Source organism: Mycobacterium sp. Aquia_213, from assembly GCF_026625985.1.
In the GTDB taxonomy this organism is placed as follows: domain Bacteria; phylum Actinomycetota; class Actinomycetes; order Mycobacteriales; family Mycobacteriaceae; genus Mycobacterium.
Genome location: NZ_CP113116.1, coordinates 2113533 through 2127640, shown reverse-complemented (window position 1 = coordinate 2127640; position 14108 = coordinate 2113533). Strand labels below are relative to the sequence as shown.

Below are 14108 nucleotides of genomic sequence, written 5' to 3'. Positions count from 1 at the left end.
GCTTCGCCGCATGCATCCAAACCTGCTCGAAGCCAAAAATGCAGGTAGAGGCATCGCGAGCAACAGCAACCCCAATGTTTTCACAAACAAGCTGTTAGACAGCACATTACGTTGCATCCAGCTACCCGGCACGCTACGCTGGGCCGGCACCACTTCCACCGATGCCCCCTGAGGTCGGACTAGGCGCGCCACAACTGAAGATCCGGGATCCGCAATGAGATTTGTGCTCGCAAGCTATGGAACTCGGGGGGATATAGAGCCGTCAGTCGCTGTCGGCCGTGAACTGCTGCGCCGGGGGCACGACGTGCAGATGGCCGTCTCGCCCGACCTGGTTGGCTTCGCCGAAGCGGCCGGACTCAGCGCGGTCGCCTACGGGCTCGACACACAGGAATGGCTGGATACCTACCGCGACTTCTGGGCGTCTGCCTTCCACAACGCGTGGAAAGTCCCCTCGCTGATCAGGATGTGGCGCGAACTTCGCGAATCTGTCATCCAGAGCTGGGTGCAGATGAGCGAAACGCTGACGCCGCTGGCGGACGGGGCCGATGTGCTCTTCACCGGCGAGAGCTTCATGGAAACCGCGGCTAACGTCGCGGAGTACTACGACATACCGCTGGCCACCCTGCACTACGTCCCGATCCGGGCCAACGGCCAGCTCGTCCCGATCGTGCCCGCGCCGTTGGTCCGCTCGGCCATGAGCGTGTCCAACTGGCTGACATGGCGGATGACGAAACATCTCGAGGACGCGCAGCGCCGCGCCCTGGGGCTGCCCGCGGCAACGCGTCCGGCCTCGCGACGCATCGCCGACCATGGATCACTGGAAATCCAGGCCTATGACGAGGCTTGCTTCCCCGGCCTGGAAGCCGAATGGGCGAAATGGAAGGGACAGCGGCCCTTCGTCGGCGCGCTGACATTGGAACTGATGACGGACGCCGACGAGGAAGTCGCGTCGTGGATTGCGGCGGGAACGCCGCCGATTTGCTTCGGCTTCGGCAGCATGCGCGTCGAGTCTCCCGCCGATACGGTCAAAATGATCAGCGCGGCCTGCGCGCAACTCGGTGAGCGGGCGTTGGTATGCTCCGGGTGGAGCGACTTCGGCGAGGTGCCACCTTTTGACAACGTCAAGGTGGTCGGCGAGGTCAACTACGCCGCAATCTTTCCCGCCTGCCGCGCGGTCGTGCACCACGGCGGCACCGGCACCACGGCGGCGGGCCTGCGCGCTGGAGTTCCCACGCTGGTCCTCTCGATGGACCTCGTCCAGACGATCTGGGGAGCTCAGATCACCCGGCTGAAGGTCGGTGCCGCCCGGCGGTTTGCGAACACCACCCGCGAGTCATTGGTCGCCGATCTGCGCCGGATCCTCACTCCGGAATACGTGACCCGAGCCCGCGAATTCGCCACTCGAATGAGCAAACCCGACGCGAGCGTTGCCAGCGCCGCCGACCTGCTCGAAGGTCTTGCCAGGCCGAAACGGTCGGCCGTCAGCCCAGTTCTGCGCTCAGGTAGCTGATGGTGCGCCGAAACTCGGCCAGCAGTTCATGATCCGGCAGCGCAAACCCGTTTTCGGCGTACAGGTCTTCGGTGGCGTACTTCTTGACCGTCCACCCGGTACCCGCCAGGTGCTCGCCGGCTTGACGACGCTCACCGACCCACACCAGATCGGCGACGTCGAAATCGAGTCCGTGCTTTTGCCAACCGCTGCGTAAGGCCCGCGCACGTTCGTCGGTGAACACGCGCATGTCGGTGATGTTTTCGGTGGCCAACCGGCTGCCCGGCGCGCTGAGTGCGGTGATGTTGTCCAGAAGCCGGTCCTGGGCATCTGGCGGCAGGTACGGCAGTAGGCCTTCAGCGATCCACGCCGTCGGGGCCGCGGTGTCAAAGAAGTTGTCGCGCAAGGCGGTAGGCCAGTCATCACGCAGGTCGACGCCGACCGCCCGGCGTTCGGCGGTCGTTTCGGCGCCGATTTGGGCCAACGTGGTGCCCTTGAACACGATCACCTCGGGCTGGTCCACCTCGAAGACCACCGTGCCCGCCGGCCACGGCAACCGGTACGCACGCGCGTCGAGCCCGGCCGCCAAGATGACGACCTGACGGATCCCACTCGCGGTCGCGGTGAGGAAGAAGTTGTCGAAAAACCTTGTGCGGACTGCCATCTGCTCGCAGCGCTGCCGCGCGGTCAGGGGTACATCCGCGTCGTCAAGAGGAATTTCGCCGTCGAGCATGCGTGTGAAGAATGGGTGGCCCACCGCGCGGACCAACGGCTCGGCGAACCGATCGTCGAGCAGCGGATCCGGATCGCGTGATGCCAGCGCGCGAGATGCCGCGACCATGGTTGCCGTCGCTCCCACACTGGAGGCAAGGTCCCAGCTGTCGCCTTCGGTACGCGCTGCGCCATCCGATGACACCGCTACCCCCATCCTGAAACCGGCCCGCGAGAGCAGAAATTCGATATCAGCCACCTTAACTTGCACCGCATCAGCACGATCCGCAGGTAGCGAACCGACGAGAAACCACAAACATCGCCACTTGCGACGCACGCGACACTAAAGTGCTCTGCGTGAGCAGCAACGTGTTAGCCATCGGCCGGAGCCGCTGGATGGCGATCGCGGCCTCGCTCGTCGTTTCTGCCGGCATGATCTACGCCCAGGGAACGAAGTCGTCGCTCCCCGTTGAGCCCCCAACCGCAACCCCGACGGTGACCGCGGCGCCGCCCCCGAAAGACCCGGTGACCGGATTGGGCCCGCACGTCGCCACTCCCGCGGAGGCCGAATCATTGGCGGCGCTGGCCGCGACCGCGCCCACCGGGGCGCAGAGCTTCCAATTTCCGCTACCGGCCGGCGTCGCGTCGGAGGACCGGTTGCAGGTCAAGACCATCTGGGCGGCCCGTGTCATCGGTGTGCTGTTTCCGCAGATCAAGACCATCTACGGATATCGGCAGGACCCCCTGCCGTGGCATCCCAACGGGTTGGCGATCGACGTGATGATCCCGAATCATGGCAGCCCGGAAGGCATCGAGCTCGGCAACCAGATCGCCGGATATGCGCTGGCGAATGCGAAACGATGGGGCATCAACCACGTGATCTGGCGCCAGAAGATCTATCCGGGCCCCAATTCGGGAGCCTGGACCGCCGACCTCGGAAACGAAACCGCCAACCATTACGACCACGTCCATATCGCCACCGGCGGCGGCGGATATCCCAAGGGCAACGAGGTTTACTACATCGCATCCATGACCCCGGCGCCGCCGGAGTGAGGCATTAGCTAGCCGCCGGAATCAAGGGCAACCGTGAATTGCGGCAGCGGCGCCTTTACTCGTTCTTGACCAGGTATTGAATTCCGCCACCGACGATGGCTGACATGAGTACCGTTTCATCGGTGGAACTGGGGGTTTTGGGACCTCTCCAGGTCCGGCAGGACGGAACGCCCGTCGCGATTCCGGGCGCCAAGCCGCGCGCCATCCTCACGATGCTCGGATTGCACGACGGATCGGTCGTACCCGCCGACGCGTTGATCAAGTTGCTGTGGGGTGACGATCCGCCGCGCACCGCAGCCAAGGCCCTGCAAACCCATATCTCCTCGCTGCGCCGCGCCCTTGGCGACGGCCTCGTGCTCACCGAGGGAGCGGGCTGGAGGCTGCACGGCGCGGGGGTGGATGCGTCGCGCTACACATTGGCGGCCAAGGCGGGCCGCGATGCGGCGGCCGTCGGCGACACCAGCCAAGCGGTGGCGCACTTGGAGGAGGCGCTCGTCCTATGGCGCGGCAGCCCCGAACTCCCCGACGGACAGCGGGGGGTGTCCGAGAAGACGCGCTGGATCGAAGGCCACGCCGCGCTCGTCGAGGATCGGGCAGACGCGCTGCTCGCCACCGGCCGGGCCGCCGAAGTCATCGGCGACCTTGAGGCGGCAGTGGCCGAAGCTCCGCTACGCGAAAGGCGCTGGAGCCAGCTGATGCTCGCCCTCTACCGGGCCGGGCGGCAAGGTGAAGCCCTTGGGGCTTACCAACGGGTGCGGTCGCTGCTTGCCGACGAGCTGGGGGTCGATCCCGGGCCGGAGCTTCGGCGGCTCGAGACCGCGATCGTTGCTCAGGATGCGTCACTGGATGTTGCTGTGACACAGCATCTTCCGTCGGTGACGCGTGCGGTGACCTTCCTGCTGACCGACATCGAGGGATCGACTGCCGCCTGGGAGGCCGACTCCGGTGCCATGGCGGTTGCACTCGCCCGTCATGACGAGCTGGTCGAGCAGGTCGTCACCTCGCGCGGCGGACGGCTGATCAAGACACGCGGCGAGGGCGATGCGACGTTCTCGGTCTTCGAACGACCGTCCGCGGCCGCCGCCGCGGCAATTGAGTTGCAAGACACGATCATTCACGAGCCGTGGCCATCGCGGGAGCCCATCCGGGTCCGGATGGCGCTACACACCGGCGAGGTCGAGCTGCGCGACGGCGACTACTTCGGCCGGGCGGTCAACCGGGTGGCGCGCCTGCGGTCGCTCGCCGAGGGCGGCCAGATCCTGTGCTCCGGCGCGACCGCCGAGCTCGTGATCGACTCGCTGGCCGACGACGTCATGCTCAACGACCTGGGAATGCGTCAGCTGAAAAACCTCGCGCGCCCCGAGCATGTTTTCGAGCTGCGGCTGGAAACCGCCGCGGCCCAGCCCCAACCACAGACAACCGAACCCCCGATGGAGCGTCCCGGCCTTCCCGCGGTCCTCGTCGGACCCGGGCCATTCGTCGGACGTGGCCGCGAACTCGAACGGCTGTTGTCGCTATGGCAGACCGCGCTCGCGGGTGGCGTACCCACGGTGCTGATCGCCGGCGAACCGGGCGTCGGCAAGACCCGGCTGGCCGGTGAATGGTCGCAGCAGGCCTATGCGCAGGGAGCGGTGGTGCTCTATGGCCGTTGCGACGAGGACCTCGGTGCGCCCTATCAACCGTTCGCCGAAGCGCTTCGCTCGCTCGTACCGTGTATGGGCGCTGACCGGCTGCGGGGACTGCGCGGCGTCGAAGCGTTGCTGCTGTTGGCGCCCGGGCTGACCGACGTCGTGCCCGATCTCGCTCCCCGGTCGCACCCGGATCCCGACACCGAGCGCTATGCACTCTTCGACGCCGTGGTTGCGCTGCTGGAAACCGCGTCCAAGAGTGCGCCGGTCCTACTCATACTCGACGACCTGCACTGGGCGGCCAAGCCAACACTGCTGCTCTTGCGGCATCTGCTGCGCTTCGGCGACCACGCCCGAGTGCAGATCGTCGGCACCTACCGCAGCACCGACCTCGACCGCTCCCATCCCCTGGCCGCGATGCTCGCCGATCTTCACCGCGACGGCACGGCAAACCGGCTCAGCCTTAGCGGTCTCGACGAAGAGGACGTGACCACATACGTCGCCGAGGCCGGATATGACGACGAGGAACTCGCCCATGCATTGGCGTCGGTCACAGGCGGTAACCCCTTCTTCCTGATCGAGGCGCTGCGCCATGTCGACGAGAGTGGCGGCGTGTGGGATCAGAGCACGCTGCCGCAAGGCGTACGAGAAGCCGTGAGCCGCCGGCTTTCTCGGCTCCCGGCTGAAACCAACAAAGCCCTTGCCGCAGCCGCGGTCGTCGGTAGCCGGTTCGCTTTGGAACTGGTCGAGAGCGTGGTCGGAAACGAACTGATCGACGCGTTCGACGAGGCCTGCCAAGCCGGTATCGTCATCGAAGAGCCCGGCGGCAACTACCGGTTCAACCACGCGATCGTCCGCCAGTCGCTGCTGGCCGAGTTGGCGTCGGTGCGACGCATGCGATTGCACCAGAAAATCGCCGCAACGCTGGAGACGCTGCCCGGCGCCGACGACGAGCTGTTGGCCGAGCTGGCTCATCACTACTACGAATGCGCTTGGGCGGGAAACGCGGCCAAGGCGGTCCTCTACTGCCGGCGTGCCGCGGACCAAGCGATGGCGCGACTCGCCTACGAAGGAGCCGCCGACCTGTACCGCCACGCCCTGCACTCGCTCGAGGAGCTCGACGACGAGCTGCCCGACCGCGACGACCAGACGGCCGAGCTATTGATTGCGCGCTGCGAGGCCCTGCTGGCCGCGGGTGACGTGACGTCGGCAGCGGGTGCGGTCTCCCAATTGCAGGCAACGACAGTCGCTTCGGCCCGGCTGGCGGCCTGGGCGACGTGCTTCGACGGTCAACTCTCGATGTTGATCCACCCCGAGCGGTTGGATGAGGCGGAGGTTGCGTTAGGCGCGGCCGCGGCCAAACTCGCCCAATTGGATGATGCCGCCGGAGAAGCCAAGGCACACACCGTCCGGGCGGGATGTCTCGCCCGCCTTGGGCGAATCGCCGACTGCGAAATCGCTTTGGACGACGCCTTGACCGCGGCGCGACGGGCGCGTGAACACCGCCGGGTGAACGCGGTGTTGGCGGGCGCGCCGCTCGCGGCGTTGTGGGGACCGAACCCGGTTCCGCGCGCAGGCGGACGGTGTCTCGACGTGGTGCGGTTGCTGCGGATCACGACCGACTCCCCCGCCGTCGAAGCCACCTCGACGCGTTGTCAAGCCGTGTTGGAGGCCTTCCGTGGACGCGCCGCCGCGGCCCGACGGATGATCGACTCGGCCCGGCGCGCGGTCACCGAGCTCGGCTTGCGCCATGCGCGGCTCGAAGTTGAGCAGTTCGCCGGCATCGTCGAGCTGATCGTCGACGATCCCGCTGCGGCCGAATCGCACCTACGCAAGGCCTACAACGGTTTTCGGCGCATGGGCCTCGACGCCGACACCGCCGAGACCGCTGCGTTGCTGGGTCGCACCTGCCTTGCGCTCGACCGGGAGGCCGAGGCAGACGAATTATGCACGGAAAGTGAGCGTCTCGCCGGCCATGCACTGAAGGCGTCGATGGGGTGGCGCACGCTTCGGGCACACCTGCTGGCCCGCAGTGGTGACCACGAGGAGGCCCGGCGGTTTGCGGAAGCTGCGGTGTCGTTGGCCGAGCGGACGGACGCTCTGGTTGATCACGGCGACGCATGCTTCACGCTGGCGACGGTTTTGGCCGCCGCCGGGAATGTCTCGGGAGCACGAGCCGCCGCCGAGCAAGCGGTCATCCTCTACGAACGCAAAGGTGCGGCGGCACTGGCGGAAATGGCGCGCGGCCTCCTCGACGGGCGCGTCGAGCCGCCTGCCCCGGCTGAGCCCGAGGCGCCGCACGTCGAGTTCGACAATGCATGCGTGCGAGCGGTCGCCCGCGGAGATGCGGCTTTCCATCGTGGGGCCTTTGACGAGTTCGAGGGATATTTCGCGGACGACATCTTCTTCGAGAGTCGCCGCAAGATACTTGGTTTCGACAGGGCCGATCTTCGGTCTGGCCGATGGCCACACGACGCACGACGTTCTCTCGAGATGGAGGGAACGGTTCAACTCCGTCGCACGCTTGTCGCTGTACGAGGCGAGCGGTTGGCTCTCTACAAAACGGAATTAAGCAATGCGGATGTCAGTCCCGGGGCGCCGCGCGACGAGGTGTTGCAGCTAGTCGGCATCGACGAGGACGGTCGATTCGCGCTGGATGTGTGGTTCGATATCGACGACATCGACGGAGCGACTGCAGAACTCGACGCCGCGCAAGCCCGGTTCGAGGAGGCACAGCCACCAGCCCGGAGGCTCGAAAACACGGCAACGCGTGTATACGCACGTTTCTGGTCGCACTCCGCCGCACGAGATTGGGACGCCGCCGGAGCGATTGTTTCCGAAAGCCTTTCCGGCGCCGATCATCGACGAGTCGTAAATGCCGGGGACCGAGGCAGTCGCGAAACCGTCATCGAGGATCTGCAGGTGGCGGCCGACCTCGGCTTCACGATAGGGATGGTGGATGTCGTGGCGATCCGGGGCGAACGCCTCGCCCTCACCCGGGTACGCGCCGCCGGCCGCGACCCCGAAACAGTACAAAACGACGCCCTCAACCTCGTCGAGATCGACACCCATGAGCGAATAACGTCTATCGTCGTTTTCGATCTGTACGACGTCGACGCGGCGTTCAACGATCTCGACGCACGCTACCTCTGCGGCGAAGCGGCGCCGTACGCACACACATGGACGAAAACCACTGAGAACTACGCCGCGCTGAGCCGACACGAACTACCCACGATGGCAGCCGACGCCGTGACGATTGATCACCGTCGAGCGGCCGCGTTCGCGCCCGGTGAACTGCTCCAATACCTCAGCACCGCGTTCGATCAAAGTCAAAGAACGAACATCCACCCCATGGTCGTGCATCGACTGACTGAACTCGGCGCGGTCATCACTCATACGGCGCATGTCACCTCGCGCGACGGCTTCGACGCCGAATTCCAAGACGTCATCGTGTCCATGCTGGCGGGCAACACGATCAAACACTTCGAGTTGTACGACGAGGCAGATCTCGACTCTGCGCTAGCGCGGTTCGAAGAGCTCAGCCGGTCGGCGCCACGGCTGCTGGAAAACTCAGCCTTCCACGTGGGCGAAAGAATCTTGGCGCAGTACGCGATCCGCGACTGGGACGCCATGGCGGAGAAGCTGGCCGAAAACTTCTCCAATGACGATCGCCGACGAGTGGTCGGCGCGGGAGCCCGGCACGGTCGAGACGCCGAGATCGCAAGCGCGCGGGCGACCGCCGACCTGTTCGCCACAAGTGTGACAGCGACCGTTATCGCGACCCGCGGGTGGAACCTGGTCCTCACCCGTCTCGCCTTCACGGGCCGCGAGGACGGGCCCGAAGCGTTTACGACCGAGGTGCTCAGCATCCTCGAAATCGACGCCGGCGAACGCGTGGTGGCACTCGTCACGTTCGACGTCGACGACTTCGATTCCGCCATTGCCGAGCTCGAATCCCGCTACGTTGCAGGAGAAGCGAGCTCCTACGCGAACACCTGGTCGGCTATCACAGGCGGCTACGGCGCGTTCAACAAACATCAACTCCCTGCGATGACACCCGGCTGCGAAAGTATCGACCACCGCCGGGGATCCGCCTTCGCGCCCGGTGATTTCGACGCATACCTTCTCGCCGGGTGGAATCTCGAACACACGATGAGTTTCTACATCGAGACGGTGCATCGGCTAAACGCTCTCGGAGGGGTTATCACCGGCGTCGGAAAATCAACCTCGGAAACGGGATTCGACGCGGAGTGGCGAACCGTAGACATCCTCACATTCGAGGACGATAAGCTCAGCCGCTGCGAGCTATTCGACGAGGCAGATCTCGACACCGCGATCGCGCGGTTCGAACAGCTCAGCCGACCGGCGCAACGGCTGGAAAACGCGGCGAGCCGAGCGGACCAACGCTTCTGGACTTACTTCGCAGCGCGCGACTGGCTTGCCATGGCAGAGCTGTTCTCCGACAGCATTTCCACGAACGATCGCCGTCGGGTCGTGAACGCCGGGGTCCTGCACGGTCGGGATGTCCACATCGAAAACATGCGAGCCCTCGCTGAGATTCAGGCAAAGATAACGTCTGCCGGCATTGCGACCCGCGGAGAACGCCTCGCCCTTAGTCGTATTCGTTCCGCGAACCACGATTTGCGCCACGGAGAATTCGGCAGCGAGCTGCTCTACCTCATTGAGGTCGACGGCGACGAGCGGATAGCGGCGGGCGTCTTCTTCGATCTCGACGACTTCGACGCCGCCATCGCGGAGCTCGACGCCCGCTACCTCGCCGGCGAAGCGGCCGCCCACGCGCGCATATGGTCGCTGATCTCTGGTAGCTACGCGGCGATCAACCGACACGAGCAGCCAGCGACCACGACGGACTGGATCACGGTCGACCACCGACGGGAGACCGCGATGGGGCCCTGCGACCTGATCGCATATCTCGGCGCCGGGCCGGACCCGGACCCGGACAACAGGGCCTACGTCGAGGCCGTGCATCGGCTGACCGACCCCGCAGCAGTCGTCACTTACGCAGCCCACGAGACCTCGCAAGGGGGTTTTGACGCCGAGTGGCGCGGGATCGCAGTTTTCACGGTTGAACGCGACAGGATCAACCGCACCGAGGTATTCGACGAGGCTGACCTCGATGCCGCGCTCGCGAGGTTCGACCAACTCAGCCGGCCGGCACCGCGGCTGGAAAACACCGCAACGCGTGTATTTGAGCGCCTTTACTCGCACGTTGCTGCCGACCAGTGGCACGCCGTGGCACAAATAGCGGCCGAGAACGTCTCTGTCGACGATCGCCGGCGGGTAGTGAACGCCGGGATCCTGCATGGTCGAGATGCCAACATCAAAGATGCTCAGGCAACCGTTGGTGTCGGCTTCACGATGACGATGTTGGGCGTCCTGGCAACCCGCGGTGAGCGCCTCGCGCTCACCGGAATTCGCGTGTCGGGCCGTGACCCCGAGGCGATTCAAAACGATGCCCTTCAAATCATGGAGATCGACGCCGAGGAGCGAATCGCGGGAGTTGTCGTGTTCGACCTCGAGGACTTCGACGGCGCCATCGCCGAACTCGACGCTCGCTACCTCGCCGGCGAAGCAGCCGCCTACGCGCGTACATGGTCGGTCATATCCAATTGCTTTGCCACGCTGAGCCGGCACGAGCTGCCTTCGACCACAACGGACTTGGTCGACATCGACCACCGCCAAGGGGCAGCTTTTGCACCGGGCGAATTGATGCAATACCTGCGTGCCGGCTGGGAAGTCAACCAAAGCACGAGAACCTACGTCGAGGTTGTCCATCGCCTGAATAACTTCGGAGCCGTCGTCACCCACGCCGCAGATCTGATCTCGCGACAAGGCTTCGAAGCCGAGTGGCGGTCAATCGACATCTTCACGATTGACAGCGATGAGATCAACCGCGCCGAGGTCTTCGACGAGGCCGACCTTGACGCCGCGCTCGCCCGCTTCGACGAACTACACCGGCAGACGCCGCGCCTCGCCAACACGGCGACCCAAGCCTACGAGCGCATCCAGGCGCACTTCGCGGCCCGCGACTGGGACGCCATGACCGAAGCGTTGGCTCACGACGTTTTCCGCGACGACCGCCGGCGGCTGGTGGGCGCGGAACTCCGAAAGGGCCGCGACGCAACGGTCGCCGAATTCTCAGCACTCGCTGAGATCGGCGTCAAGCGCATGACTTTCGACACCATCGCGATCCGGGGCAGCCGCCTGGTCCTCAGTCGTGCGCACGCCTCGGGCCGCGATCCGCGAGCCGATGCCTTCCGCACCGATGTCCTCAGTATCGCCGAGCTCGATACCGACGAGCGGATCGCGGCGCTAATCACCTTCGACCCCGACGAATTCGACGCGGCCCTTGCCGAACTCGACGCGCGATACCTCGCAGGCGAGGCAGCACAGCACTCAGCCGTGTGGTCAGTGGTCATGGAGGGTTACGCCGCACTCAACCGGAACGAGCTACCCCTCATCACGCCAGATGCGGTCAATGTCGACCACCGACGAGGGCGAGGGTTCGCGCCTGGCGATCTGCCCGCATACCTTGAAGCCTCTTGGAAGCTCATGCCACAGAACTCGCTCTATATCGCTGATGTGCACCGGCTGAACGACGTCGGCGCCGTCGTCACCCACGTGGTACACGGGACTACGGCAGAAGGCTTCGAGGCCGAGTGGCGTGAGATCGCCGTATTGCAGGCCGCGGGCGATCGGAATAGCCGCTGCGAGATGTTCGACGAGGAAGACTTCGACGCGGCGCTCGCTCGCTTTGAGGAATTGAATTCGCAGGCAAGGCGATTGGAAAACGCGGCAACCCGAGTGAACGAGCGCATTTGGGCATGCTTCAACGCACGCGACTGGCACACGATGAACGCGATCTTGGCCGACGACACGTGCCATGACGATCGCCGTCGGATGGTGGGTGCCGGGGTTCGGCATGGTCGGGATGCCCAGATCCAAGACATGCAAGCGATCGCCGATATCGGAGTCAACCCGACGATTGACGTCATAGCGACCCGCGGAGAACGCCTCGCTCTCACTCGCGCCCGCTTCTCGGGTCTCGATTCCCAGCCGCAGTCGTTCCTCGTGGAGGTGATCGCAGCTATCGAGATCGACAGCGACGACCGGTTGGCGGCGATCGTCGGTTTCGACGCTGACGACATGGACGCTGCCTTCGAGGAACTCGATGCCCGATTCATGGCCGGCGCGGCGGCACTCCACGCGCGCACTTGGTCGGTCGTCGCGTCCTCCTATGCCGCGTTCAATCGGCACGAAGTCCCTGCGGCGGACTGGGTCACCATCGACCACCGGCAAATTACACCGTTCGAGCCCAGCAACATGACCCCGTCCATCCGCACCATCTGGGACCTCACGCCAAACCTCACCACCCATATCGAGGCGGTGCATCGGCTCAACAACTTTGGAGCGGTCATCACCCATGAGGGCCACGGGACATCGCAAGAGGGCTTCGACGCTGAGTGGCGGGCGGTCGACATCTTGATGGTCGACGGCGATTCGATCATTCGCTGCGAAGTCTTCGACGAGGAGGACTTGGACAACGCGCTCGCCCGCTTCGACGAACTGTGTCCGCCGACTCCGCGGCTGGAAAACACGGCAAGCCAAGTGGCCGAACGCTTCCTGCGACACTTCGCTGTGAGCGACTGGGATGCGATGGCAGAGATCCTGGCCGATAACTTTTTCAATGACGATCGCCGTCCGCTCGTGAGCTTTGGAGTCCTACACGGTCGAGACGCCCAGATCGCGAACATGCGGGCAATCGCCGAACTTCTGTCCACAGACGTCACGTCGACCGTCATCGCGACCCGCGCCGCGCGCCTTGCCCTCGTTCGCCTCGGCTTCTCGGTCCGCGGCCAAGGTCCGGATGCGTTTCAGATCGAGGCGCTGGGCGTGGTTGGGATCGATACCGAAGACCGAATCGCAGCATTCGTTGTATTCGACCCCGACGACTTCGACGCGGCCCTTGCCGAACTCGACGCGCGATACCTCGCCGGCGAAGGAGCGGCTCACGCGCACACCTGGTCGTTGGTGATGCACGTCCAAGCCGCGTACAACCGACACGAAGTCCTCCCGACGACGGCGGACTGGGTGAACATCGATCATCGGCGGGGTAGAGCGTTCACGGCCGGCGACACGGTCCCCTACTTGCGTGCTACCTATGATGTCGCGCCAAACGTCAAGGGTCACATCGAAGCTGTGCACCGGCTGAACAACCTTGGGGTGGTCGTCACAGCGATACTCACTGGGACCTCACAGGAGGGCTTCGATGCCGAGTGGCGCGAGGTCGCCCTTTTCGCATTTGAAGGCGACGTGGTCCGCCGGTTCGAGATCTTCGACGAGGCAGATCTGGACGCCGCGCTCGCCCGTTTCGAGGAGCTTCAGCCGTCGACGGGGCGACTCGAAAACGTTGCAACCCGAGTGCAAGACTGCTTCTATGCCTACTTCGCGGCCCACGACTGGGCGGCACTCGCCGGGTGCTTAACTGACGCGAGTTTTATTCACGATCGCCGCAGCGTCGTGAACGCCGGGCTCTGGGACGGCCGCGATGTTGTGATCGCAAACATGCGCGCCCTGGCCGTGGGCGGGGCCCATTTAACCTCTACCGTGCTTGCGACGCGCGGCGAGCGCCTGGCCCTCACGCGTATCTGCTCGTTGAATCCCGAACTGCAGTATGGCGAATTCGGGGTCGAGATGCTCATCGTGGTCGAGATCCACACCGACGATAGAATCGCGGCGCAGATCATGCTCGATCCCGACGACATCGTCACCGGCGTCGCAGAACTCGATGCCCGCTACCTTGCCGGCGAAGGGGCGTCTCACTCGCAGACCTGGTCGGTGATTGCGCGTAATTATGCCGCGCTCAATCGAGGTGAAGTGCCACAGATCGCCAACTTGGCCGACATTGACCATCGCCGCGGGGCAACGATGGCGCCCGGTGATCTGATCGAATACCTCCATGCCTCGTTCGGCGATACAACATACAACGGCATCTACGCCGAGACCGTCCACCGGCTGACCGGCCTGGGCACGGTCTTCACCCACGTGGCAAAGGGGACATCACAAGACGGTTTTGTCGCCGAGTGGCGGATGATCATCGTCACTACGGTCGAAGGCGACACGATCAGCCGCGGCGAGATTTTCGACGAGGCAGACCTCGACGCCGCGCTCGCTCGATTCAAGGAACTCGAAAGTTAGTGTTCAGC

At 64.8% G+C, this 14108-nt stretch carries 4 protein-coding genes; 3 read left to right on the top strand and 1 reads right to left on the bottom strand.

Features of this window, described 5'->3' with window-relative positions:
* The first annotated feature begins 214 nt into the window (after positions 1 to 214).
* Complete coding sequence (locus LMQ14_RS09895) at positions 215 to 1510, top strand: glycosyltransferase (RefSeq protein WP_267734563.1); 1296 nt, start codon at positions 215 to 217, stop codon at positions 1508 to 1510.
* On the opposite strand, the gene LMQ14_RS09890 is transcribed toward LMQ14_RS09895, so the two are convergent.
* The gene (locus tag LMQ14_RS09890; RefSeq protein WP_267735433.1) at positions 1482 to 2405 is read right to left on the bottom strand and encodes a class I SAM-dependent methyltransferase; all 924 of its coding nucleotides are present in this window, start codon (positions 2403 to 2405) and stop codon (positions 1482 to 1484) included. The two genes, LMQ14_RS09895 and LMQ14_RS09890, sit on opposite strands and share 29 nt — an antisense overlap.
* 191 nt (positions 2406 to 2596) lie before the next feature.
* Here LMQ14_RS09890 and LMQ14_RS09885 point away from each other — a divergent pair, with 191 nt between their 5' ends.
* Positions 2597 to 3253 carry a glycoside hydrolase gene (locus tag LMQ14_RS09885; RefSeq protein ID WP_267735432.1) on the top strand — a complete coding sequence of 219 codons (657 nt, stop codon included), beginning with the start codon at positions 2597 to 2599 and terminating at the stop codon, positions 3251 to 3253.
* A 104-nt stretch (positions 3254 to 3357) separates the two neighbouring features.
* Positions 3358 to 14100, top strand: a complete 10743-nt coding sequence (locus LMQ14_RS09880) for a BTAD domain-containing putative transcriptional regulator (protein WP_420714633.1) — start codon at positions 3358 to 3360, stop codon at positions 14098 to 14100.
* Positions 14101 to 14108 lie beyond the last annotated feature (8 nt).

Bases quoted from the DNA above. Each gene is read 5' to 3' on its own strand.
- LMQ14_RS09895 (WP_267734563.1), top strand. From the start codon at position 215: ATGAGATTTGTGCTCGCAAGCTATGGAACTCGGGGGGATATAGAGCCG.
- LMQ14_RS09885 (WP_267735432.1), top strand. From the start codon at position 2,597: ATGGCGATCGCGGCCTCGCTCGTCGTTTCTGCCGGCATGATCTACGCC.
- LMQ14_RS09880 (WP_420714633.1), top strand. From the start codon at position 3,358: ATGAGTACCGTTTCATCGGTGGAACTGGGGGTTTTGGGACCTCTCCAG.